A 23058-nucleotide genomic window follows, 5' to 3' on the forward strand; every position below is an offset into this window, starting at 1 on the left:
CGCGCATCGCGAACGAATGAGAATCCTAGGCATCGACCCCGGCCTGCGCGTGACGGGCTTCGGCATCATCGACAAGACGGGGCATACGCTCACTTACGTGACGAGCGGCGTCATCAAGACGGCCGATGCCGACTTGCCTTCGCGCCTGAACACCATCTTCAGCGGTATCTCGACGCTCATCTCGCAGCACAATCCGGATCAGGCCGCGATCGAAAAAGTCTTCGTCAACGTGAATCCGCAATCGACGCTGCTGCTCGGGCAGGCGCGCGGCGCGGCCATTTGCGGGCTCGTCGCGAGCGGCGTGCCGGTTGCGGAGTACACGGCGTTGCAGTTGAAGCAGGCCGTCGTCGGCTACGGACGCGCGACGAAGGAACAAATGCAGCAGATGGTCGTGCGTCTCTTGAGCCTTTCCGGCGTGCCGAGCACCGACGCCGCCGACGCGCTCGGCATGGCCATCTGTCACGCGCACGGGGGCACCGGTCTCGCGGCGTTGGGCGGCATCGCGCCGGGGCTTGCGAAGAAAGGCTTGCGCGTGCGTCGCGGCCGGCTCATCGGCTAATAACACTTTTCCTGGTTCAAACACATGATCGGTCGCATCGCTGGCGTTCTGCTGGAAAAAAATCCGCCGCACCTGCTCGTCGATTGCAACGGCGTCGGCTATGAAATCGACGTGCCGATGAGCACGTTCTACAACCTGCCGAACACCGGCGAAAAAGTCGTGCTGCTCACGCAACTGATCGTGCGCGAGGATGCGCATCTGCTCTACGGCTTTCTCACCGCGCAGGAACGCTCGACGTTCCGCGAGTTGCTGAAAATAAGCGGCATCGGCGCGCGGATGGCGTTGGCGGTGCTTTCGGGCATGAGCGTGCACGAGCTTTCGCAGACCGTGACGACGCAGGACGCCGCGCGCCTCACGCGCGTGCCCGGCATCGGCAAGAAGACGGCGGAGCGGCTGCTGCTCGAACTGAAAGGCAAGCTCGGCGCGGATCTCGGCGCGATCGCGGGCACGGTTTCACAGTCCGATCACGCATCCGATATCCTCAACGCGCTGCTCGCGCTTGGGTATTCCGAAAAGGAAGCGCTCGCCGCCGTCAAGAACGTGCCGGCGGGCACGGGGGTGTCTGAGGGCATCAAGCTGGCGCTGAAGGCGCTCTCGAAGGCGTGACGGCCTAGGCCATTCGGCCAGATTCGCCGCGAGAATCCTCGCTGTACAATCGACCCATGATCGAAACCGACAAACTCGCCGCCGAACGCGTCATCTCGGCCAAGCCCGTCTCGCCGAACGAGGAAGCGTTCGAGCGCGCGCTGCGCCCGCACAAGCTCGACGAATACATCGGGCAGGAAAAGGCGCGCGGGCAGCTCGAAATCTTCATCGAAGCGGCCAAGCGGCGCTCCGAAGCGCTCGATCACGTATTGCTGTTCGGGCCGCCGGGTCTCGGCAAGACGACGCTCGCGCATATCATCGCGCGGGAAATGGGCGTGAATCTGCGGCAGACTTCCGGCCCGGTGCTTGAGCGCGCGGGCGATCTCGCCGCGCTCCTCACCAATCTCGAAGCTAACGACGTGCTGTTCATCGACGAGATTCACCGGCTTTCGCCGGTCGTCGAGGAAATCCTGTATCCGGCGTTAGAGGATTATCAAATCGACATCATGATCGGCGAAGGACCGGCCGCGCGCAGCGTGAAGCTTGATCTGCAGCCGTTCACGCTGGTCGGCGCGACCACGCGCGCGGGCATGCTGACGAATCCGTTGCGCGACCGCTTCGGCATCGTGTCGCGGCTGGAGTTTTATAACGCGAGCGAGCTGGCGCGTATCGTGTCGCGATCGGCGTCTCTGTTGAAGGCCGAGATCGTGCCCGAGGGCGCGCTGGAAATCGCGAAGCGCTCGCGTGGCACGCCGCGGATCGCGAACCGCCTGCTGCGCCGGGTGCGCGACTACGCCGAAGTCAGAGCGGACGGCATGATTACCTCCGATGTCGCCGACCGAGCGCTGAAGATGCTCGACGTCGATCCCGTCGGCTTCGATCTGATGGACCGCAAGCTGCTCGAAGCGATCCTGCACAAGTTCGATGGCGGGCCGGTCGGTGTGGACAATCTCGCCGCGGCAATCGGTGAGGAGCGCGACACGATCGAGGACGTGCTGGAGCCGTATCTGATCCAGCAAGGGTTTTTGCAGCGCACGCCGCGCGGCCGCGTCGCGACGATGCTTACTTATCGGCACTTTGGTCTTGCCGCGCCGGATGCCGGGCCGATTCGGGATCTTTGGGATACGAACGCGTAGCCGGGGCAAACCGGTGCAACGCCACGCCGAGAAAGCAACCGCAGTCGGGCGGGTATTGAGTCTTTCGCTCCTCACGGGAAGACGGTCTCTCGTCGCAGTTTGCAACGGGCGTAGGAGAACTCGCGTCAATCGCACGCATCCACTTCGCAACCCGCCAGCTTCTTTTGTCATGCCGAAGTCGAGCAACGACGCTGCGAGCGATCAGTTCAAAGTGGTCTGAGCTGATCGCAATCAATTTCGTGGCGGCAAACAAGAAGCCTGCTGTCTAAATATCCCACTCCGCCAGCAATTCAGTCGGAATAGCGTTTACGACGTCCGAATAACGCTTGCCCACGAATGCTTCCGCTCGTTTCAGCAACACTGGAATCGGACTGCTGGGCTCATGCGTCTCGAACCAGAGCCGCGCCGCGCGAATTGAAGCCAACGCGCTTTGCCTGTCGTGTGACGTTGCGTGCGGCACGAAGGGCGCAGACGGCGTGACGCCTCCCGTCGGAGTCTTGATATGAACCGTATGGACTTCATCGGCGCCAGGGATGACTGCCGCCCTCTCCTCGTCTGACACGCCGGAGTCCGCGTCGTCCACTCCGGCCGTCAAAACCTCGGTTGGGAGCGGCTCGTCGTGAGTCGCGGGCTCTGCCTCGTCGGCGATCGGAAGCCGGAACAGATCCAAGAGCCTCACCAACGGCGCAAGGTCGGGCCGATTGTCACCCAACTCCTCACCGCACCACTTATCGATCGTGTCGAGATGCGCCAAAGTCACTTCGAACGCGGTCATCGTCGCGGACTGCTGCATCCGCAATTCTCGCAATTGCAGCACGACGGAATCCAGCGCAAGCGCGTCAGCCGGGCGCGGAACGGCGAAGGCGCGCTCGACATCACGCACGCGCAAACGCGCAACTGTCGAATTCACTAGCACGATTTCGCGCACGTCGGCCATCAGCCCTTCCGGATCGACCAATCCCAGCAGCGCGTTCATGCGCATTTCCTGCACTTCGTCGCGCCCGTAATCCTTCCCCTCGCAAGGGTGCACTTGCTCAGGGTACGTCTGGAGCCAGGCAGCAAGCTGACCCACGCCTTCGGCCAACCCAGTCACACCCGCCTGGCGTGTCCGGCAGCGCGCGTGCAGGACGGCTACTCGGATATCCTTGGTGCGGCGAAGCAAACGCTGGCAATCGCGACCTATATCGCCCCAGTTGATCGGATCGGCGGCGCCGACGAACGACCCGTACTGCACGTCCTGCCTGGCCGCCGTGCTGGCGAACAGCACGACGAAGTCGTGGTCGTATTCGAGGTCCGGCCCGCACGGTTCGACGTCCGTAACGGGCGTCGTCCATTCGCAGGGCACGTCCTCTGGTTGCACGGCGTCCGTGCGGTGCCGCTTCTGTTTGGCGGCCGGATTCTTGTCCACCGTATGAGGCATCATTTGATTTACCTGTATGTCGGAATGCGACGCCTGAACTGATGCGCATAACGTTCGGGCTCGAAGACCATGCCCTTGATTGGCCGATCGGGATTCGGGCGGCCGAGCCAGCCGGACCAGCCCATCTGCTGCTCGCGTCCCATCTGCGCAGGCGGTGCGCTCGCGGGATTGATGCGCAACTCGAGTTCCCATCCGAGTTCTCTTCCGACAAAGGCACGCACCCATTCGACCAGATGCGGCAGATCCGCGCCTTTGGGCGTGAAACGCAGGTACGACTGCAGATCCACGGGCCCGATCACGATTCGAAACCTGTGCTGCCGATCTGGCGCGACGCGCCCGAGCATCGCGCCCCGTCCCATCATCGCGCCCGGCCCGGCAGCACCTATACGGCCCTGGTCCTTCGTATCGATGTCGATCCAGTGAAAAATTCGCTCTTGTATCTCGACCGGCACGCAGAAGTAGTGTGCGAGAGTGGCGCGCAAGCCTTCGGAATTTCGCGACTCCCGCACCAGATGCGCCGACGCAGCCAGCCGCGCGTGCGACGGCAAGGCCCGCTCACGCATCTCGTTGGCATCCTGACCTGACAGGCTCGCGATATAGAACGAGAAACCTTCGTCGTCGACCCGGTCGAGACCAGCAGCCGCTTGCGCTGAAGCCCATGCCCGATAGAACAGCGCCAGCGCGCGGTGATGAAAGATATCGAAGAAATCGACGGTGGTCGTGTCGTTGCGTCCCTGTTGACGATCACGCGCCATTTCCGTTACATGGAGAGGCAACGGGCCGTTCGGCCCGAGCATGCCTAAGCTAAACAAGCTGATCCGCAGATGCTCGCCGCATCGATCGACACCCGCGATGTCACGCGGCGCGAAGGCGAGCGTCGGCGTCTGTCCGAGACGAAACGGCTCGGTGCCCGGGCGCCGTGCGGTCCCGATCGCTTCAAGGCCAGGATGCGCGGCGATCCTGCGCAACAGGGCCAGAAAGCCATGACGCCACGGCTCGGCCTCCAGCGTTTCGAGCATTTCGGACGACAGCGTATTGTCGCGAATCAGATCAGGGAGCGTTACGCGCTTCATCACAACACCCCACGCGTGCCGGTGCGTACCTGCCACGTGTGGATCAGGCCGCGCTGCATGGAATGAAGTTCCGTTTGCGTGAAGCTATTGATCGACACATGGCGCGCGAGCCACTGCTCGAGAATCAACCCGAACAGATACGGACTCGCGCCTGAGAAGCCGCTTTCATCGATCGTCAACGCGCACTCGATACCGCGTCCGAAGGTCATCGGTCCCTTGCCGGGCAGCTTGCGGGTCACCGGTCGCGTCTTCACGCCGACGAGTCCTTCGATCTGACGCTGATAATCGCTGTCGTCGTCCATCACGTACAGACGCAGCAGGTCGCGCAGCGCCTGTCCACCAGGGCGGTGATCCAGATCTTCCAGCGCCAGATAGTTGAAGTTGAGTTGCCGGATCAATCGCCACGCCATCTCTCGATCCGCATACGGCGGACGCGGCGCGCTCGGCGCGCGTATCAGCCCGATGCTCGCGATCGGTCCGGACGACTCGCCTGCGTCCAGATCGTTCTCGCCGTTACGAGGCACGAGCGTCGCGAGATCGCGATTCGTCACCAGTGCATCGACCGATATATAGCGGATACCCTCAGGATACGGCGCCTCTTTCTGATCCACCAGCGACAGGAATAGCTCCGTGCCGATATACGGCGTGCGTGTCCCGTAGCGGCGCGCGGAATCGGAGTGAAGCCTTCGTTCACGGCGGATCGAAAAGTAGCGGCCGTAGTTGCCCTCGTCGTTATTCAGCGTTTGATAGAGCGGTCTGAAGGACAGTTCTTCCGAATTGATGCCAACCTGCCCAAAGACGGTCTGCACGGAGTACACCTCGTAGTCGAGCGGCGCAAGGCGCGCCGGCACCACATGGCATTCCGTGTCGCCTGGCTCGAGCCTGACGCGGTCCGTATGCTTCTGGAACAGATTGATGACCGGCGTGCAATACAGCGCGAAACGCGATGCATCGACCAGATTGGCCAAATGGCCCGGCGGGCGATCGAGGAGGATCACGATCTCCGCTTCGCGCTTGTCGATGCTCGAAAGCCCACGCGCCAATCCATTGAGGGCGAAGAACCAGAAACGCGCCGGGCATGCGAAGTACTCGTGCAGCAAATTGTGGCCGTGGAATTTCGCCCAGGTCAGCGGCAGCAGGTTCTGATCAGTGCCCAAGCCGTCGTGCTCGACGGCGTTCTCCGTCACGAAGCACGGACGATGCGACGTCGATCCGAATTGGCCGGGCGCCGCGATTACGGTCGCCAGACTGGACACGTGCACCAACTCGTAAAGATGCGATGCGACCTGTTCGTCACCGGCGAGATACACCGGAAGCCGGTCGAGACCCGCGATGTCCGAGAAGCTCATTTCGCCTGTGGTCTCGAGCTTAAGACGCAGTGCTCCCCGCACCTGCCGGTCGGGTGGCACATAGCGGCTCAACGATGGAATATCGGGCGGCACGCCCGTCAGGCGGGCCTCCCTGATGCGCACCGGCCAGACGGTGACATCCTGACCACTTGTAAAAGTGCAGGCAGTCTTCTCGCCTTCGGCAACCGCGGAGGTGAGTGTGGTGCCGCGCGGCACTTTGTAACCCTTGATAAGCGAGCCTGCCTGATCGCCAGGAAAGACCCGAGCGACGGCGATCGACGGTGTCGGCGCGACATAGTTCGGGTAAATCACCTCGAGCAGCCGCCCGGTGAAACGCGGGAACTCGGCATCGAGCTTGAGTTGCGTCCGCGCCGCCATGAAGCAGAACGATTCGATCAACCGCTCGACATACGGATCGGCCACCTCGCCTGCTTGCATGCCGAGCCGACGAGCGATCTTCGGATGCGCCTGCGCAAACTCGACGGCGAGCTCGCGCATGTAGATGAGTTCCTGGTTGTAATAATCCAGTAATCGAGGATCCATTGAGAGTCTCGTCGTGTTCGTCTTTTTTCGTTAGCGCGGTGGGCGTGCATGCGCGTGCGCGCTCAATCCGCGCCTGCGCTATTCATGTCGATCTGACTCGTCTCCAGATCGAGCGAGCTCTGCACCATGAATTCGAGCGGATACGGGTCCATCTGGATTTCGCCGCGAACCTCGAACGACAGGACGTTGCGATGCGTTACACCCTTGTCCGCGTCCAGCACACGGATAGTGAGTGAGTCTGAGCGAAGACGTGGCTCGAATCGCTCGATCACGCGGCGAAGCGCCTGCTCGATGTTGGGCCATTGCAGCGACGCGAGAGATTCACCCGTCAGCGGCGGTACTCCGAAGTTCACGGTCGACTCCGCTGCCTGTGGATAGCGCTCGCTATCGATCCGGTCCTCGATGTTTGTCGTGTTGAGAAGATATGTCAGGTCGCGCTGGATGATGCTGCGCATCTGCTTTCGCGACACTGCGTATGCATCGGGTGACTCGGACGTGCTGCGCGGTTCGTCGTCGCGCAGGCGATCGAGCAGGGTCGGCATGATGCGCGCGTCGGCGCGGCGCGGCGTGCGCGCCCCATTGACGCCGTCAGGCAACGGAACTTTACGACGGGTCATGGACATCCTCTCGAACTGCCTGCGCGTCCGCCGTTGCGCGCGCACCGAAGTCGCCGAGCAGCCAGTCGAACACGCCGAAGTCTCCCTGCGCCGTTGCCCACGTCTTCTGCCCAAGCGCGATGACGCCGGTGCGGCCAGCTTCGCGCCAAAGCGTTTCCCGGCCGCGGCGGATGGCGTCGGAACCGGTTTCCGAGCCTGGATAGCGAGCTGGAACGAAGCCGCGCACAGTGCTGCCGTCGATCAGCGTCAGCACGCACGGCGCCCAGATGAGATCGATGAGCGCGCTCGGCGGAGTGACGTGCCATGTGGCGATGTCGGCGAATGGCACCCAGCGGTAATGGCCGGCCGTAATGATCTCGAACACAGGCCCAAGGCGAGAGTCGCTGTCCGCCACCCACTCGGCTACGCCTTGCGGCGTCCGCGCGGCGGTGAGCGGCGCGGCATCCAACGCCGCTTCGCGCGCGGCATCGGCTTCGTCGATACGGCCTTCGGCACTCAGGCGCAAGGCCTCGGACAATCCTTCGATCCAGGCGGGCGGCTCCACGATGAAGGAAGGCTTTTCATGGCCATCCATGACTTTCGCGCGCCAGCGCTCTGCCCGAACCAGATCACGAAACACCTGCGCGATGCGATCCTGCTCCTTGCCGAGCTTTGCCCACAATTGCAGTTGCTGCATGGCGCGCACCCAGTCACCCGTCATGCACAGCAGTTGGAACAAGGCCCAGCGATGAGAGGTGTTGGCCGGCTGCGCGCGAATCTGCGTTTCGGTCTCGTGAATTTGTTGTTCTAACGATGTCATGCTATTTCCTCTGGTCCTTCATGATCGGCAGCCGCGGGGGCGACAAAAGCGCTGTCGACCGACAATACGTGATGCTCGCGCCTGTTCAAGGCGGGTGGCAACGCAGCCGAACGGCGCGCTTCCGCCGCGTGGTATTCGACCGGTGCGAAAAGACGCAGCACTTCCGGCACGGCGTCCACTTCCAGTTCGTCGTGGCCGGGCGTCATCTGGCCGAAAGCGTCTTCGAGCGTGCGCTGACCTGAGAGCAACGCCTCGATTGATTCGTACTGCGACGATGCCTTCGGAGCCTGCCAGCCATGCTCGGCAGCTTCGATCATTGGCGGGGGCGCAGGTTCGTTCTCTTGCCAGGCCCATGAGCCCATGAGAACATCGTGCGGATCGGCGAGCGCACGCCAGTATTGGCGTTGCAGCGAGTTGATCAGATCCGTCGAAGCATTGGATACCGCTGATGCGTTCGTCTGGTGGTCCAATGCCGCCGCCTTTTCGGCTCGAATGGATTCGAGCCCGGCCTCGTCAGCCGCTCCGCCTATGAGACCGAGGACCGGGTCGCTTTTTAACTGGCCGTCGGCATCGGTGAGAAGGTCTATCCAAGTGCTGTCTTTCCTACCCTGGGGAGCGTTGTCGGGTGCGCGCATCTCGCTGGCAATTTTTCTTTCCGAAGCGATACCTCGGCGCCGCCATGGAACCTTCAACATCGACATAGTAAGAACACTTAACTAACTTCGAGACGCGTATTAGACAGTACGGGTGAACGGACGTCTATCGGTTGGCTTGGCGGTGTGAAGATTAGTTACGCTCCTGGGCTTTTTGATGGGGAGGGCGAGTTGGATCCTGTCCTTGTTCGGCCACCGATGATCGGTGGCCGCGCGGGTCGCCAAACCTCATAGACGAACTTGATCGATGTAGAACAGGCGAAAAACGTGACCAACTGGCGTCGCCAACGTGCAACGCGCCTGAGTCTGATCCGAGCCGAACGTCGAAACAGGCGTCCACCGGACCTGGAATACGCGATGGCCGTGCAGACCGCCCCAATTCAACAGCAAAGCCTTAGGCTCGAGGCGCTTGATCCGCAAGAGATTATTTCAGCGCGACAATTTTTCGGTCGGCCTGAATTTGATAACTCCCAATCAACTTGCGTGGCGACTTGATACCGGTATTCGGTTTTCTCGAACTCACGAAGAATCGATAGTTCATATCAATTGGGATAGTCTCCTGTTACCGAACCAAATTGCAGGTTGCCTATCCCAATTAGCCGATGATCCACGAGTCTTCCGTCGATACGCGTAAAGGAAACGTACTTCGCTACGTTGTCAGCTGAAGACTTTCCAATCCAAACGTTTGCCTGTCCAAAGCTTCCCAGCGGCGCGCAGTACGATTGCACCGAACGTTCGTCTGGCCAGACAGATCTCTCGACCGCAAGCAAAGCGGCACACAGATCGCTGCCAAAAGCCGCGGCGCTATAATATTGAATTTGCTCGCAGATAGTGGGTCCCGGCACAGGCTAATTTACATTCAGGTGTTTTACTTATCTTGACTAGAACGTTTTATGGATAAAAGCGGACCCTTATTCACTGCACGATTCTAAATACATTTCGATTCCTGCAAACCTCAGTACTCCATCGTCCTTTGTAAAATCAAAAGACAGCCTATTTATCCGCTGTGCCATCACGCACTCGCCCCGTGGGAACTCGTAAATGACCTCTTCGACGCATTCGTTTCGCGGAAACCTCGCCGAACTCTGGAGGCTTTCGACCGACGCTTGAGCATTTCGCAAACGGCCCTTCATATAGGCAAAATGAACCGTTTTGACTTTCGGAATAATCGAGAACAGGCGCGCGTGCGTTTTCATGATGCTAGACAGCCAAAGAATTTTCTTGTCAGTGGACGCCTTATCGGCCTCTAAAGCGGCCCCCTCAGCTACGTTCGTAAAAATTCTTAGTCGCCCGTCACCCGCGTAGGCGGCGAAGGTGTCGGCGTCTGGTAGCTTCGAAAAGAACGCGTGACGAATGGCCATCGATTCGTCTCGCGTGATACAGCTATTCGGCTGCTGAGTTGCTCGCGCAACGGAGACGGAAGTCAGGATAATCAAAAGCGCGATAGCGTGATTAAGCTTAACGTGTGCCATTTCCCTTTGGATCCTTGATTTGATGCTCTTTGTTCAACTTTGCGGCTGAAGTCTTTTCGAGCTGAACACCTTTCTGCAGTTGCTGCTTTGCCAAGGGCAGATATGAGAGAGGCACATAAAAAAGTATATTGTCTTTCTTGAAGGTGCTGAAATCAATCGTGCCGCCAAAATCTCCGTGTCCTCCCTGATTTCCACCGAGCACCACCAGATTTTGAGCGGAATGTTCATCAACTCCATAAATAAAAAATACGTGACTTTTATCTTTAAGAACGCCAATCGCGCCGAATATGGGACCGTCAATTCGCACGAAATTGGAATCGCTCGTAAAACCACGCGCACGGTGTCGATCACCGCGATCCGCTACTACTGCTCGATTGTCTTGCGACATGACCCAGTTCACAAACGCCGCGCACCACGCATTCTTACTTCCGGCGAGCGATTTAAACCAGTTTTTGTCATCGATTAACCCGTGATAATTCATCGTCTTTGTAATTTCACTCTCGTCTGCCCCCTTCCAGCGCTCTGCCTCCGCAATCGCAATCGCAATCCAAGGATTCTGGCGTTGTGTGTCTGTTATTAGTGCCAGTGGGGCGCCTTCTCCGTCTTGCGATCGTTCGACCACGACGGACGCCGTAGTCGATCTGTCAGCATCATGCCTCGGACTTTCACTTATTGCAGGCGATATTTTTTTCGCTTTTTGCTTGGTTTCAGCACCAACGGGGGCCTCAGACACTCCACTCGTAGGAAGAGTCGTCTTGTCCGGGGCCGCTGGAGACTTCGATTTATGGTTTTTTGCGGCAGATTTACTCTCATGCTGACTGGTCGGAACGTCCTTCTTCGCATTCCGAGAAACTCGCAGCGCCTGTCCGGCAATGATCACGTCATCTCGCAACTCGTTATCTGACTTTATGCGACGCACAGTGGTATGAAATTTCTTCGCGATTTGTGAGAGCGTGTCGCGTGGCTGGACGTGATAGAGAAAGGGCGAGCTTTCCGATATTTTTGCCTTATTTTTAAGGAAATGCTTTGCAGCATGCGCTTCTGCAACGAACATATCGCGTACAAAAAGATACGCCTTTGAAAGACTCGAATCGAGTGTGCCGATTTTTTTCAATCTTAACTGAGTTTCCTGCACAAAAACCTCGATTAGTTCACCAAACAATGGAATCGATGGAAGCAACCCAGCATGATCGGACTGAAGAGTTCTCGTAATTCCATTTTGCTTGACAATAATATTGTGATTGCCAAGTGGCTTGGAACTATCGGACAGCGCTATGTTTGCCGCCTTGACCCAAATTTCGGTACCAGTAAAATTCCCCTCCTGTGCCTCGATAGCATTTATAAATACATCTAGTTGCGCACTGTTCAGGTCAGAGAGTTTGATGGAAGGATCCGTTCCCACGGCACGCGAAACCTTTTCTGCGTATGCTTTGGGATCGGCTGCGCAGCCCGGTCAACGCCTGATTCTTAGGCAATTGCCACGGCGGCTGATTGAAATCATTCACCTGTCGATCCGCGATAAACGGCTTGTCCGGGTCGCCTTCGTGATAGCTGACGGTCACTTCCTGCCCGATGCGGGGCAGGGCAATGAACCCGTAGTTGCTCCCTTGCCAGGGCGAAGACACCCGCACCCAGCAACTCGACTGCTCGTCCTTCCGGCCAACGCGATCCCAGATGAACTGAATCTTCACGCGCGCATAGCCGTCGACCCACATCGGCTGCTCATCCGGGCCGACCACCACGGCCGTTTCCGCGCCGCATTGCGGCTTGTTCCTCAGCTGATTCTTGAAGAACGCATTCGCCGACTGCAACGCGAAGTCGCAACGGCACTCGTAAGTCGCTTCCCCGCTCGTCTCGCCGTTGTTGCGGATATGCAGATCGATCCCGCTCACCAGATATTCGGCATTGACCGCCTTGTCCGGATGATCGGTCAGAAAGAACGTATGGCCGACCGCCAGGCCGCGCAGATTGCCTCGCCCCCTCAGGCGCAGCTGCCGCGCGCGCAGCGCATCGGCGCGTACGCCAGCCAGATAGTGCGCTTCGCTCACGAAGTCGTTCGGCCTGCCGGCCAGCCCGGTCGCTCCCGCCCGTGGTTGCGAGAACTCGCCCCAACCGTAATGCTCGGCGTTGTCGAATGACGCGAAGCTCTCGCGCTCGACCTTATCGGTGAGCTTCGCGCGCGAAAGCGTCGGATCGTAATCGGTCAGCGTCACCGCGCCGGCGGTTATCGCATGGGACACCTTCAGTCGATGGATATGCTCTTCGTCGATGCGCGCGCCAATCGGCGGCTGATAGCGAATCGAGTCGTACATGTTTTCGTGCGGCCGATGCCCGCCTGGCGAATCGCACAAAACGAGCGTCGAGTCGTCCATGAAAAAGTACACACCCCACTCGCGCCACAGCCGCGTCAGGAAATGGAAATCGGATTCCCACATCTGACGTACATAGTCGCGCTTCGGGTACTTCCCTTGCAGGCCCGGCGCTGCGAGCCGCAACTCGTACTGGAATGGATATAGCTTGGAGTCGAGCACGGCCTGCGTGATCTCGACTACGCTCTTGTTCAGAAAAATGCGGTTTTCGCGATTGCGTGTAGCAAGCCAAAACCACGGCCTCACAGTAGCCTGATAATAAGTGTGCTTGTCGTCCTCTCCAGTGAGCGCGAACTGCGTGATCAGTCCGGAAACGACGCGCGTACCCGCGCCCACATTGCCTTGCCCGAGATTGCCGGGCAGGCCCGGGACGAACTCTCCCTTGCCCTCAAAAGCGATCGATAACGAGAGTTCGGTGCCGACCAGCTTGCTGGCATCGACTAGCGCGCGCGCCTTGTAGACGGGAAGCGCCGACGCGTGATGCGTCTTGAGCGCGACGGTATAAGCGTAGAGCTTGCCGAGCTTCTCGCGCCCGTCGAGCGAAGTCACAGACAGCACAGACTGCCCGACCCATTGCGGAAGTGCCGCGCCGGATATCTCGACGACGCGTCCTTGTTGCGTGATGTTCATTCAATCCCCCTTATGCGTTCGCGCGCACCGAGGTGCGCGTCACGCGTAAATCAACTCGCGTTCAACCTGCATGCGCCGGAGCGGCCGGCAGACCCGGCGGCGGTCCGCTGTCAGGCAAACTCAAGAACGTCGCCATCGAACTCGGACATTGAAACGATTTCAGTGCATCGCTCGTAAGCGGATTGGGAACGCTGCCCGCGCTCTGGATGTCGAGCACCGTCTTGCGCCCATCGAGGGCGAAGGCCACCCGCGTATGTCCAGCGCTCGCTGTTTCCGTTATTTGGCCTTTCTGGATCAGACGCATCAGCGCCCACGGCCCATCAACGGAAATGGTCGACGTGTCCGGCTTGATGCGGGGATTCGCCGTCAATTCGACATGTGCGCCGCCGCGTGGCCCCGGCCAACTCACGGTGAACGGCGTGACCGGGCCATGTTGATACAGCATCGTTTGGCCATCGATGTCCAGCGAAAGGCTCATCACGTTCGGATCGAGTTCAATGATGCGGATGTCAGCCTTCCACGCCATCTGCTTTTTGGCTGGATCATTGAAGAACACGTCTCGGATCACCTTGGCCTTCTGAAACGGCAGCAGGTCAGGCCCCTGCACCGGCTCGGTCGCACCAGGCAGCGTGCGATAGCGCCACGGATTGGCCGACGTATCGACGAAGGGCGCCAGGGTCTTATTGAAGAAGTCATCGATGACACCGCCCTGTGCGAACACACGCGTGAAATCGTCGATACCGACATCGCGTGCACTGGTCGGCGAAAACGGAAAGTTGCCCTCGATGACCAGCCGGCAAGTGTCGCCGACGACCGCCTGCAACTGACGCGACAGCAACTGCCCGATGCCTCGATTCACTTCGCGTGAGCCATTGGCCGCGAGCTGTAGCAGCACTGCACGCAGTGGCGCGGGCATCGTGTTGGCCGTCATCTTCAGTTTGGCGCCCGCGTCACTCGCTGGCGGCATGCTGTTGTTGACGAGTGCGTTGTCGGAGATCGTCAGCGCGGTGTAGTAATCGTTGAGCAACGCGGTGATGCCGTCCAGCCCGGTCTTGTCGGTTTGGGCGGAGGCGGTGGGTTGAGCGCCTGGCTGCGAGTCCGAGTTGCCGGTCGCCACTTCGCGCAGGGCGGCGAAATGGCTGTCGACAAGTTCACGTTCGACGCGCTCCGAGGCTCGAATGCCGAGCGTTTTGTCTGCCTTCGTGGTGATCTGGCTCGTAGCCTTCTGGAGCAGCGAACCATCCGGCGCGGCCTGGCTCTGGGTAAGGGTCGTTTCCCGCATGGCTGCGCGCACCAAGCGTGCGAGCGGCGAATCCGGCGCGGCGAAGCCGCGCAGCACCTGCAAGTCGAACGCGAGGCTCGTTCCGCTGACCGTGCGGACGTCGCCGAGGAACGCATCCCACTGTTGGGCATATTCGAGCAGATACTGACGACGCACAGCGTCGGTCAGTGCGTCGTCCGCACCGGCGGCGGAACGTATCAGGTCAGCAGTTTTTTTTTGAGCATCGTCCAGATAGGAGCGCCCCATCACCCATGCATCGTTGTCGCGGGCAATCTGGACGAACTCCGACAGACGCTTGTCGAACAGGTTGCGGTAGCCGTCGTACGTATAGAGTCCGGGCACGCCGCGCGAGAGCGGCGCTCCGCTCGCCCGCGTAAAGACCGTGCCGGCCTGCGGCCCGACCGCGCGCAGCAGCGTGAACTCGTCGGGGGCCTCCTTCATCATCGCTTCCTTGGCGCGCTGATAGATACGCTCCGTGGCGTTGCTGCCATCGAGAAACGCGCGCGCCTGCTGGATCAGCGCATCGTTGCGGATGAGCGGGGACTGCACTACGCGCTCGCCCGAGAACAATTGCTGCACGTGGTCGATCATCGATGCGCGCCCGCCAAAAGCCGCCGCGCTATCGTTCTTCGCCCAGTCATCGAGCACCCAGGCCTTGACCGTGGCGGCGTCGTAGCGCGACTTGTCTTGCAGCATCAGGTAAACGCGCAGCGCGTCGTAGGTCATTCTGGAGTCCTGCGCCGCGATGCCCTGCGCGATCACGGCTTCAATGCGTCGCACGATCTGCGGTAACAGCAGGTTGTCCTCCAACGCCCTGTACGTGACGCGGCTTTCGTCAACGATAGTGCCTGGCGTATACAAGCCGTAACGCCACGCGCTTTCGGGATCCGACAAGTCCAGCCCGGAGTAGGTCGGTAGATAGCGCGCTTCGGTCAGCACATCGGGCACCGCATCGGGTTTCGGATCCTTGTAAAGCCCGGTGACGCGCGCGGTCAACGCGTGAACCTTGCTTTCCATCACGGTCAGATAGCGGTCGTTGTGGCCGAAGCTCACGTACATTCCCGTCGCCAGCCACCCGAAAAGAACCAGCGCGAGCGTGTGACCGATCAGCCGCAGCAGTCGATAGCGGTACTCCCAGCGCAGGTTCGGGCTGACCAGGTGCGCCTCGGGAAACACTACCTGGTTGAGCAGGCCTTGCAGGAAGTAGCTCTGATGCGTCTCGGGCAGCGGAACACCAGCGGGCTGATCCGACAATGAGGCGAACAGACGTTGCGTCACCGTGTGTCGATCGGCCGCCAGTTCGACACCGCGCTGCTGCGCGCTCGTGAAGTAGACGCCGCGCAAGGTCGAATGCAGTTGCGTGTCGTCATAGCGGGAATCGAGAAAGACGCGATTGAGCAGATCGAGCAGCCGATGCGTGAGCGCCTCGAACTCCTCCGGCAACGCGCACAGACGGCGGCGCCGAGTAACATCGTGTTCGTCCTGCAAACGAGTGTCGATCGCAGCGGCCAGGCGGTCCGTAAGCAGATTCAGTTCGCTGTGACAGCGCGCATGTAGTCCCTCTTTCGCGATGGTTTCCTTCGCATAGGGCAGCGTGAAACCCCAGGCCTGGGCCCGGCCTTCGGAGGTCAACGAACTGAAGTACTCGGAGAAGCCCGTCAGTCGGTCCAGCTTGGTCACGATCAGATACACCGGGAAGCGAATGCCCAATTCCTGACGTAGTTCGTTGAGCCGGCCACGCAAGGCCGCCGCTTCGGCAATGCGAGCGTGCTCGTCGCCACTGAGCAGTGTTTCGAGATCGACGCTCAGCAACGCTCCATTGATCGGCGCGCGCGGACGATGGCGGCGCAGCATGCCGAGAAAGCCCAGCCATTCCGCGCTGTCGAGTTCCTGCGGATCGACGGTCGCGACAATCGGCGGCGCGGGCTCGCTCGCCTGAGCCGCTGCATCTGGCCGTCGCCCCTCCGGCGCCGGATCCCGCACGGGCGAGGTGTCGGCAGCCGAGGTCAAAGCCGAGGCCATCCGGCTGCTCGGCGAAGTCCCATGCCGCGTGTAATAGCCGATCGTATCGATCAGCACTGCGTCGTTGGTCAACCACCAGTCGACAGAGGCGGCCTCGCCGTTCACTTCACCGGCGGCGCGTTGCATCTGTTCAGCTACCGGAAATGTCAGCCCGCCGTTCAACAGGGCGCTCGATTTGCCCGAACCGTTCGAGCCAAGCGTGATGTACCACGGCAGCTCGTACAGATAGCGCTGACCCTGAAAGAGTCTGCCGATTCCGCGCGCGCCGGTACGCATCGACTTGAGACGGGCGATGGCGCCTGACACGATGGGCTCGAGCCGCTTCAGACGCCCTGCGGCCAGCGACTCCTCTTTCGCGCGGCCGAATTGCATGACCTTCTTCAGGAATGCGGCGTCTTCGTGCATCCGCTGCGTGATGCGAAAGCCCCAATACACGATGAACAGCAGCAGCACCGCCGCAATCGTCGCCACGCGCGTGGCCGCTGGCTCGAACGGCGCGTTCTGCCCAAAGGCGATAAGCGACGACGCATTCCAGATCAACAGGCACAGCGCGGTCGCGACGACGACGCTGAGCCACCATCCGGCGAGCCAGAACAGCATGCCGGCCAACATCAGCGCGATGACCATCACGCGCATGCCGATGCCGGTCAGAGGACGAATATCGCCAAACGAAAACGATGGTCCCACGAACCACACGACGAGCGCGACGATCATGAGCGCCACGAAGGCGAGGAACTGGCGCGAGGCCAGGAACGACAGGAACTTCTTCATTTAATTTCTCGGAGTTCGATCCGTCTCGCCGTCAGGGCGTGACGACGATCGCAACACGGCGGTTCTGTGCACGGCCTTGCGCGGTGCGGTTATCGCCGATCGGATCCGCTTCGCCCTTGCCTTCGGCCGTGAGACGGTTTGCCGCCACGCCGGCGGATTGCAGCATCTGCATGACCTGCGCGGCTCGCTCCTCCGACAGCATCTGGTTCGAGGCGAATGCGCGACTGCGGATCGGTACGTTGTCGGTGTAGCCGAGAACGGTCACCTTTCCAGGCACCTTGACGATCTCCCCGGCGATTTTTGCAATCAGCCCGCTCATCGCCGTCTTGACGGCCGCGCCGCCCGGCTGGAACATTGCGTCGCCCCGGAAGGTCACTGCGCTGTGGCCCGCGTCTTCGTCCACGCTGACCGTGCCTGCGGCGATCTCATTCTTGAGCAGTTCCTTCAGATGCAGCATGGTTGGCGCGGGCCGCGGCGTCAGGTGGCCGATATCCGCGATCTGCTTCTGGACCTCCGCGCCACGAGTCATCAGTTGGTACTTGTAGACGCCGAACAAGCCGAGAAGGCTCGCCGCCAGGACAATGAAGGTGAGCCACACGGGAAAGTCGTACAGCGACATACGCTTGCGCCGCGCGTCCGATTGCCAATGCGGCGACAGGGACATCGGCAAGGCGTCGCGGCCAGCCGTGATCTCGGTGTAGAGGCGCTGACGCACGGCGTCGTGCTTGCGCGTGCCGTCGCTGTCATATCGATAACGCCCGATGAAGCCGAGACTCAGAATCCGGTAGATCACTTCAAGCAGATCGCGGTGCTCTTGCGTGTCGCTCAGCAAACGGCCGATCAGCAAATAAGTCTTGTCGCCGCCCTTGGTGTCTTCGTGGAAAGTCGAAGCCAGTCCTTTGCGGATCCAGTCCGCCGCCGCTTCGGTCGCATGCCCCCAACTCGTTTGTCCGACGCTTTCGTCGAGCGCGGTGCACAGGCAATAGCTCGCGCCGATCATGTGATCGCGCCTGATGTTGGACTGCTCGCAGAGTCGTCTGAAGCTCCTGACTTCCTGCTCGAGCAACTCGCGCAGTCGCAGCCCGGCGCCGGCCTGGAGATGTTTCGGCATGTCGGCGAGCGCTCGTAGCAGCGGACGCGCAGCCTCGAGCAGCGGGTTGCGCGCCTCCTTGACCGCGGTCAGCCGGTCGCGAAGCGAAATCGCATCGGCCGGCGGCGCGTTCGAGGCAACGCTCGACAGATACGGTTCGTCCGCGTACGCCACGGTGGCGTCCGACGGGTAGTCTGGGTTGGTCGGTTGACTCATGGAGTTAGAACTCGGTGCGAATCGCCATGACGGGGCGTCGGCGGCATGGCGACCGCCCCGTCACGGCCTGATTACGAAACGGCCAGGGTGGGCTGGAGACTGACGAGCGTGCAGCCGCACTGCGCGCGGTGTCCCTCGAGCGCGACTGGGAAATCCGCGCACAGAAACGACGCTTCGCCTTCCACGATCACATTCGCGCCGTGCTCCTCGCAGCGGACGGGATCGCCGACGCGAGCCATTGCGCGGCCATCGATCAAATCGGCCGGGGAACCGGCGATGACTTGTCCGCCGTGCGGTGCGAGCGTGTCGCCAACAACAATGACGTGTCGAGTCATGAGAGATCTCCCTATCCGCGCACGCCCCACAATTGCAGGTCGAGTTGCGGAAAGTCGCCGGCGACGTGCAACGCGAGCCCGCCGAAGCGCGCCACTTCTTCCCAAAGCGGACCGTTCTGCGTGAGTTCGAAATACAGGTAGCCCGCGTTGTAGGGGATCTGGCGGGGCGCGACCGGCATAGCCTGCAAGCCGATGCCGGGCAGATGGCTGCGCACGAGATCCTGCAGCTTTTCGGACGGTCCCGCCTTGGCCTGCGTCTGGAAGCGCTGCTGCAGCACGTCCGGCGGCATGGCCGCATTGACGGCCAGCACCACGGCAGTGAAGTCGCGCATCTCGGCTGGATCGATCACGGCATTGCTCAAACCATGTCCCTGCTCGACCAACATGATCTTTTGGGCGCTACGCACCAACACCTGATTGAGCATGTCGTGGATCTCATCGACGAGCGGCTTCAGACACGTATGCGGCTCGCCGTGCGTGTACGACGGAACCGTCAGCGGTCGCCGCGTTCCAGGCCGCAGATGTGTCGACAGTTCGCCCGCCATGCCGAGCAGCAATTGGTAGATTTCGGCGGGCGAGGTGGAAGGCACGAGCAACAGATGCTTCAGTTGCGGTTCGTAGCAGTTGAGGATCTGCAGCAGCAGATAGTCGCTGACCGTCGCGGCGCTGGCCGTGCTGTTGACGCTGCCGGCAAGGCGGCTGGCGAGCGCGTCGGCACGCATGCGCGCGAGGTCCTGAACCTTGAAGAGCCAGCTCATCAGGAGCTCACTCGCGCCGAATCCAGTGACGGTCGGAACGAGCGTGGTGTCGAGTTCGAGGCTCCCGTCTGCGCGAATGGCCGTCACACGAGTGAGGGGCAGGCCGATCCACGCCTCCCCCATCTCCTTTTCCGGCACTAAGCGCAAACGCAGGCTGGACAGTTGGACCAACTCCGGTGCGAGGCCGACCGAATTCGTGTCGCGCAGTTCGGTGTCGAAAACTTGATAGCGCGCCAGCGACTCGGGAGAAGCGTCGAATGTGGTTTCCTCGCAATTCGGCAGCCGCACAGGCACGGCCAGGAAGATCACCTGTCCGAGATGCTCGTGGCGCACCGTCAAGGGCACGGGAAGCGGAGTGTTGCCGGGGGCGTCGAACGGCGTGCCGTCGGCGAATACGCCGGTCGCCGATTGCAGAATGACCTTGCCGAGCGCGAGCGACTCCGGATCGAGGCGATAGTGTGTGAAACCGAAGAAGAACGGCGACAGCGGCGTCGCACGCATATGCGCGTATTTCTCGAAGTAGCGCTCTTGTTGCTGGAACAACTGTGGCCGGAAGAAGAGTCCTTCCTGCCAGGTGACCTTTGCATACCAACTCATGATCTCGTCCGCTAAGTGATTCTTGTACGCGATTTATTTGCTTTCGGGCTTGGCGGCGTCGGTGATCCTGACCGCCTTGGAGCCCACCGTGATCGTCAACTTCACTTTGGGTGTGAAGCGATACCAGGCGGCGTCGGGCGCTGGCGACAGCGCAAAGGTTTCGCGCCACACCGCGTTGGGCAAGTCCCGGTAGGCGGCGATCACGCCGATCGCCGTCGTCTCAGGATCACCGCGCCGCAGGATCTGCTTCTTGTCGCCAGGGCGCATCTCGAACTCGTCGCGCTTCACAAGATCGTTCGCGAGCAAAGTCTTGTCTTGCGTCTGCAAGGAAAAGAAATCAGCGCTGTTGAATACGCCATCGCTCTTGAGCTCATAGATGCGCACGACGATCGGCGCGGCGCGACCCTTTTCGTCGAGATTGACGTCGCTCTGCGCGGCGACGTTAAGCTCGAGCCGGGTCGGCTCTTTCGGCTTGGGCTCGCTGCTGCTGGCGCACGCCGAAAGCCACAGGGCGCACGCCAGAACGGCGATGTTCAGTATCAAACGCATGCTGAATACTTTCGGAATCCGGTGAATCTGGAAAACATGTGAACGCAATTGCCCGGCGAGAGCAGACTCTCGCCGGGCCATGAGGCTAGTCAGTCAGTCTCAGACTTCCTTGTTGCCCTTGATGTCAAAGCCGGCCGTGACCGCGCCGCCCGAACCGCCTTGCGCGTTCTGGACGACATACTCCTGCTTGACCTTGGCGAACGACAGCGAAACGCTCTCGCGGCTGTGGTCGCTGTCGTTGCGGCTGCCCGACGGCGCGACACGCGTAACGAGCACGTCGCTCATCGTGATCTTGAGATACTCGAGCGGGTTACCGCCGGCCTTGCGCATGATGAGCGTCGCCTGATCGATATGCTTGCCGGTCAGCGCGTACTTCATCAGGTTCGGGCTCGAACGGTCGATGTTGTGTTCGAACAGCAGGTCCGACACGGTCGCTTTGCCAGCACCGCCGCCGCTGCCCGAGTGCATCGTCGATTCCTGACGAATCTCCCAGTTCCAATTGAGGACTTCGATCTCGTCCTTGTGCTTGTCATCAAGCGATTCGCCGGTGATGCCGTCGATTTTCAGGAAAATGTCCTGTGCCATATAACACTCCTTATTGTTATCAAAGTACCGCCGGGCTCGCATCGATGATGCTCACCCGTGGTCGAGGGTCGCGTCGCTGACGCGATTTCTGAGGTCGGACGTTAGTCAGACCGTTTGTCCGGATTTACGCCGCATCCTTGATCGAAGGCAGCTTCGTCACCAGTCGCAGCGAAACGGTCAGGCCCTCGAGTTGGAAATGCGGACGCAGAAAGAACTTGGCCTGGTAATAGCCGGGGTTGCCTTCGACGTCCTCGACCACCACTTCGGCCGCCGCCAGCGGACGCTGCGCCTTGGTTTCCTGCGACGAGTTGACCGGGTCGGCATCGACGTAGTGCATGACCCACTCGTTCAACCAGCGTTGCATGTCGTCGCGCTCGCGGAAAGCGCCGATTTTGTCGCGGACGATGCACTTCAGGTAGTGCGCGAACCGCGAGCATGCGAACAGGTACGGCAGTCGTGCAGACAGCGCTGCGTTCGCGGAGGCATCGGCGTCGTGGTACTCGGCCGGCTTTTGCAGCGACTGCGCGCCGATGAACGTCGCATGGTCGGTGTTCTTGCGGTGGATCAGCGGAATGAAGCCGCTCTTCGACAGCTCGGCCTCGCGCCGGTCCGAGATCGCGATCTCGGTCGGGCACTTCATGTCGACGCCGCCGTCGTCCGTCGGGAACGTATGGCACGGAAGGTTTTCCACCGTCCCGCCCGACTCCACCCCACGGATCAACGAGCACCAGCCGTACTTCTTGAACGAGCGGTTGATGTTGACGCCCATCGCGTACGCAGCGTTGGCCCACGCGTAGCGGCTGTGATCCGCGCCGCCCGTTTCCTCTTCGAAGTCGAACTCATCGACCGGATTGGTGCTCGCGCCGTATGGCAGACGCGACAAGAAGCGCGGCATCGCGAGACCGATGTAACGTGCGTCCTCGGTGTTGCGCAGCGAATTCCAAGCCGTGTACTCGAGGTTTTGCGTAAAGATCTTCGTCAGGTCGCGCGGGTTGGCGAGTTCCTGCCACGACTCCATCTGCAGCACGGAGGGTGCTGCACCGGCGATGAACGGCGTATGCGCCGCAGCCGCGACCTTCGCGATCGAGCCGAGCAGGTCGACGTCGGTCGGCGTGTGATCGAAGAAGTAGTCGGCCATCAGGCAGCCGTACGGCTCGCCGCCGAGCTGGCCGTACTGCTCTTCGTAGATCTGCTTGAAAAGCGGACTCTGATCCCACGCGATGCCCTTGTAGCGCCGCATGGTCCGGTGCAATTCGTTCTTCGACAAATCCATGAAGCGAATTTTCAGGTGTTCGTCGGTCTCCGTGTTCGACACGAGATGATGCAGACCGCGCCAGGCCGATTCCAGCTGCTGGAAGTCTTCGTGATGCAAAATCAGGTTGATCTGGTCCGAAAGCTTGCGATCGATCTGCGCGATGATCGCCGCGATACTCTTGTAAGCGTCGTCGCTTATCGTGATCGACTGCGACAGCGCTTGCGCGGCAAGGGTTTGCACCGCAAACTCGACGGCTTCGCGCGCCAGTTCGGTCTTCGGGCGGAACTCCTTTTCAAGCAGTTCGGTGAAATCGGATTGTGCGTACGCTGCCTGGGCGAGCGCCGCTTCTGGTGCTTTCTTGTTCATGGTGTGAATCCTTGAATTCAATCGTCT

At 60.7% G+C, this 23058-nt stretch carries 19 protein-coding genes; 3 read left to right on the forward strand and 16 right to left on the reverse strand.

Going from position 1 to position 23058, the window contains the following annotated elements; translation table 11 throughout:
* The first annotated feature begins 16 nt into the window (after positions 1-16).
* Genes ruvC through ruvB form a run of 3 tightly spaced genes read left to right on the forward strand, consistent with a single transcriptional unit; the run spans position 17 to position 2280 of the window.
* Positions 17-559, forward strand: coding sequence for a crossover junction endodeoxyribonuclease RuvC (gene ruvC / locus ACEN42_RS13630; RefSeq protein ID WP_187607496.1), 543 nt, complete (start codon positions 17-19; stop codon positions 557-559).
* Between the two features lie 24 nt (positions 560-583).
* Positions 584-1165 (forward strand): Holliday junction branch migration protein RuvA, encoded by a 582-nt coding sequence (gene ruvA, locus ACEN42_RS13635; protein ID WP_187607495.1) that lies wholly within the window; start codon positions 584-586, stop codon positions 1163-1165.
* 56 nt (positions 1166-1221) lie between these two features.
* Positions 1222-2280, forward strand: a complete 1059-nt coding sequence (gene ruvB / locus ACEN42_RS13640) for a Holliday junction branch migration DNA helicase RuvB (RefSeq protein ID WP_238285106.1) — start codon at positions 1222-1224, stop codon at positions 2278-2280.
* Between the two features lie 265 nt (positions 2281-2545).
* Here the strand turns inward: ruvB and ACEN42_RS13645 are convergent, their stop codons facing one another.
* The 16 genes from ACEN42_RS13645 to tssC all read right to left on the reverse strand — a co-directional run bounded on the left by ACEN42_RS13645 (position 2546) and on the right by tssC (position 23031).
* Complete coding sequence (locus ACEN42_RS13645; RefSeq protein WP_371880204.1) at positions 2546-3703, reverse strand: ImpA family type VI secretion system protein; 1158 nt, start codon at positions 3701-3703, stop codon at positions 2546-2548.
* A gap of 5 nt (positions 3704-3708) precedes the next feature.
* A complete protein-coding gene (gene tssG, locus ACEN42_RS13650; protein ID WP_371880205.1) occupies positions 3709-4773 on the reverse strand; it encodes a type VI secretion system baseplate subunit TssG in 1065 nt (354 codons plus the stop codon).
* Entirely contained in the window at positions 4773-6665 is a 1893-nt protein-coding gene (gene tssF / locus ACEN42_RS13655; RefSeq protein WP_371880206.1) for a type VI secretion system baseplate subunit TssF, read from the reverse strand. The genes tssG and tssF overlap by 1 nt, the downstream gene beginning before the upstream one ends.
* Before the next feature lie 62 nt (positions 6666-6727).
* Positions 6728-7288, reverse strand: a complete 561-nt coding sequence (gene tssE, locus ACEN42_RS13660) for a type VI secretion system baseplate subunit TssE (protein WP_238286195.1) — start codon at positions 7286-7288, stop codon at positions 6728-6730.
* Positions 7269-8081: a type VI secretion system accessory protein TagJ gene (locus ACEN42_RS13665; RefSeq protein ID WP_371880207.1), complete on the reverse strand. Its 813-nt coding sequence runs from the start codon at positions 8079-8081 to the stop codon at positions 7269-7271. Before ACEN42_RS13665 ends, tssE begins: the two co-directional genes overlap by 20 nt.
* Positions 8078-8782 (reverse strand): TagK domain-containing protein, encoded by a 705-nt coding sequence (locus tag ACEN42_RS13670; RefSeq protein WP_371880208.1) that lies wholly within the window; start codon positions 8780-8782, stop codon positions 8078-8080. Before ACEN42_RS13670 ends, ACEN42_RS13665 begins: the two co-directional genes overlap by 4 nt.
* 863 nt (positions 8783-9645) lie before the next feature.
* Positions 9646-10095 carry a hypothetical protein gene (locus ACEN42_RS13675; protein ID WP_371880209.1) on the reverse strand — a complete coding sequence of 150 codons (450 nt, stop codon included), beginning with the start codon at positions 10093-10095 and terminating at the stop codon, positions 9646-9648.
* 97 nt (positions 10096-10192) lie between these two features.
* Complete coding sequence (locus ACEN42_RS13680; protein ID WP_371880210.1) at positions 10193-11608, reverse strand: LysM peptidoglycan-binding domain-containing protein; 1416 nt, start codon at positions 11606-11608, stop codon at positions 10193-10195.
* Positions 11577-13205, reverse strand: coding sequence for a type VI secretion system Vgr family protein (locus ACEN42_RS13685; RefSeq protein WP_371880211.1), 1629 nt, complete (start codon positions 13203-13205; stop codon positions 11577-11579). The genes ACEN42_RS13680 and ACEN42_RS13685 overlap by 32 nt, the downstream gene beginning before the upstream one ends.
* A gap of 61 nt (positions 13206-13266) precedes the next feature.
* The gene (gene tssM, locus ACEN42_RS13690; RefSeq protein WP_371880212.1) at positions 13267-17280 is read right to left on the reverse strand and encodes a type VI secretion system membrane subunit TssM; all 4014 of its coding nucleotides are present in this window, start codon (positions 17278-17280) and stop codon (positions 13267-13269) included.
* Between the two features lie 31 nt (positions 17281-17311).
* Positions 17312-18586, reverse strand: coding sequence for a type VI secretion system protein TssL, long form (tssL, locus tag ACEN42_RS13695; protein WP_371880213.1), 1275 nt, complete (start codon positions 18584-18586; stop codon positions 17312-17314).
* A 71-nt stretch (positions 18587-18657) separates the two neighbouring features.
* The gene (locus tag ACEN42_RS13700; protein WP_371880214.1) at positions 18658-18921 is read right to left on the reverse strand and encodes a PAAR domain-containing protein; all 264 of its coding nucleotides are present in this window, start codon (positions 18919-18921) and stop codon (positions 18658-18660) included.
* Between the two features lie 11 nt (positions 18922-18932).
* Positions 18933-20276 carry a type VI secretion system baseplate subunit TssK gene (tssK, locus tag ACEN42_RS13705; RefSeq protein ID WP_238285146.1) on the reverse strand — a complete coding sequence of 448 codons (1344 nt, stop codon included), beginning with the start codon at positions 20274-20276 and terminating at the stop codon, positions 18933-18935.
* Positions 20277-20309: 33 nt separating this feature from the next.
* Positions 20310-20825 (reverse strand): type VI secretion system lipoprotein TssJ, encoded by a 516-nt coding sequence (tssJ, locus tag ACEN42_RS13710; RefSeq protein WP_371881129.1) that lies wholly within the window; start codon positions 20823-20825, stop codon positions 20310-20312.
* A 99-nt stretch (positions 20826-20924) separates the two neighbouring features.
* Positions 20925-21410: a type VI secretion system tube protein Hcp gene (locus ACEN42_RS13715; protein ID WP_238285148.1), complete on the reverse strand. Its 486-nt coding sequence runs from the start codon at positions 21408-21410 to the stop codon at positions 20925-20927.
* 124 nt (positions 21411-21534) lie between these two features.
* Positions 21535-23031, reverse strand: a complete 1497-nt coding sequence (gene tssC / locus ACEN42_RS13720; protein WP_238285152.1) for a type VI secretion system contractile sheath large subunit — start codon at positions 23029-23031, stop codon at positions 21535-21537.
* Between the last annotated feature and the right edge of the window lie 27 nt (positions 23032-23058).

Source organism: Caballeronia sp. S22, from assembly GCF_964261745.1.
GTDB classification, from domain to species: Bacteria; Pseudomonadota; Gammaproteobacteria; order Burkholderiales; family Burkholderiaceae; genus Caballeronia; species Caballeronia jiangsuensis.

Bases quoted from the DNA above. Each gene is read 5' to 3' on its own strand.
- ruvA (WP_187607495.1), top strand. From the start codon at position 584: ATGATCGGTCGCATCGCTGGCGTTCTGCTGGAAAAAAATCCGCCGCAC.
- tssJ (WP_371881129.1), bottom strand. From the start codon at position 20,825: ATGCGTTTGATACTGAACATCGCCGTTCTGGCGTGCGCCCTGTGGCTT.
- ACEN42_RS13700 (WP_371880214.1), bottom strand. From the start codon at position 18,921: ATGACTCGACACGTCATTGTTGTTGGCGACACGCTCGCACCGCACGGC.
- ACEN42_RS13670 (WP_371880208.1), bottom strand. From the start codon at position 8,782: ATGTCGATGTTGAAGGTTCCATGGCGGCGCCGAGGTATCGCTTCGGAA.
- tssM (WP_371880212.1), bottom strand. From the start codon at position 17,280: ATGAAGAAGTTCCTGTCGTTCCTGGCCTCGCGCCAGTTCCTCGCCTTC.
- tssC (WP_238285152.1), bottom strand. From the start codon at position 23,031: ATGAACAAGAAAGCACCAGAAGCGGCGCTCGCCCAGGCAGCGTACGCA.
- ACEN42_RS13715 (WP_238285148.1), bottom strand. From the start codon at position 21,410: ATGGCACAGGACATTTTCCTGAAAATCGACGGCATCACCGGCGAATCG.
- tssG (WP_371880205.1), bottom strand. From the start codon at position 4,773: ATGAAGCGCGTAACGCTCCCTGATCTGATTCGCGACAATACGCTGTCG.
- ACEN42_RS13685 (WP_371880211.1), bottom strand. From the start codon at position 13,205: ATGAACATCACGCAACAAGGACGCGTCGTCGAGATATCCGGCGCGGCA.
- ACEN42_RS13675 (WP_371880209.1), bottom strand. From the start codon at position 10,095: ATGGCCATTCGTCACGCGTTCTTTTCGAAGCTACCAGACGCCGACACC.
- tssK (WP_238285146.1), bottom strand. From the start codon at position 20,276: ATGAGTTGGTATGCAAAGGTCACCTGGCAGGAAGGACTCTTCTTCCGG.
- ruvC (WP_187607496.1), top strand. From the start codon at position 17: ATGAGAATCCTAGGCATCGACCCCGGCCTGCGCGTGACGGGCTTCGGC.
- ACEN42_RS13665 (WP_371880207.1), bottom strand. From the start codon at position 8,081: ATGACATCGTTAGAACAACAAATTCACGAGACCGAAACGCAGATTCGC.
- ACEN42_RS13645 (WP_371880204.1), bottom strand. From the start codon at position 3,703: ATGATGCCTCATACGGTGGACAAGAATCCGGCCGCCAAACAGAAGCGG.
- tssE (WP_238286195.1), bottom strand. From the start codon at position 7,288: ATGTCCATGACCCGTCGTAAAGTTCCGTTGCCTGACGGCGTCAATGGG.
- tssL (WP_371880213.1), bottom strand. From the start codon at position 18,586: ATGAGTCAACCGACCAACCCAGACTACCCGTCGGACGCCACCGTGGCG.
- ruvB (WP_238285106.1), top strand. From the start codon at position 1,222: ATGATCGAAACCGACAAACTCGCCGCCGAACGCGTCATCTCGGCCAAG.
- tssF (WP_371880206.1), bottom strand. From the start codon at position 6,665: ATGGATCCTCGATTACTGGATTATTACAACCAGGAACTCATCTACATG.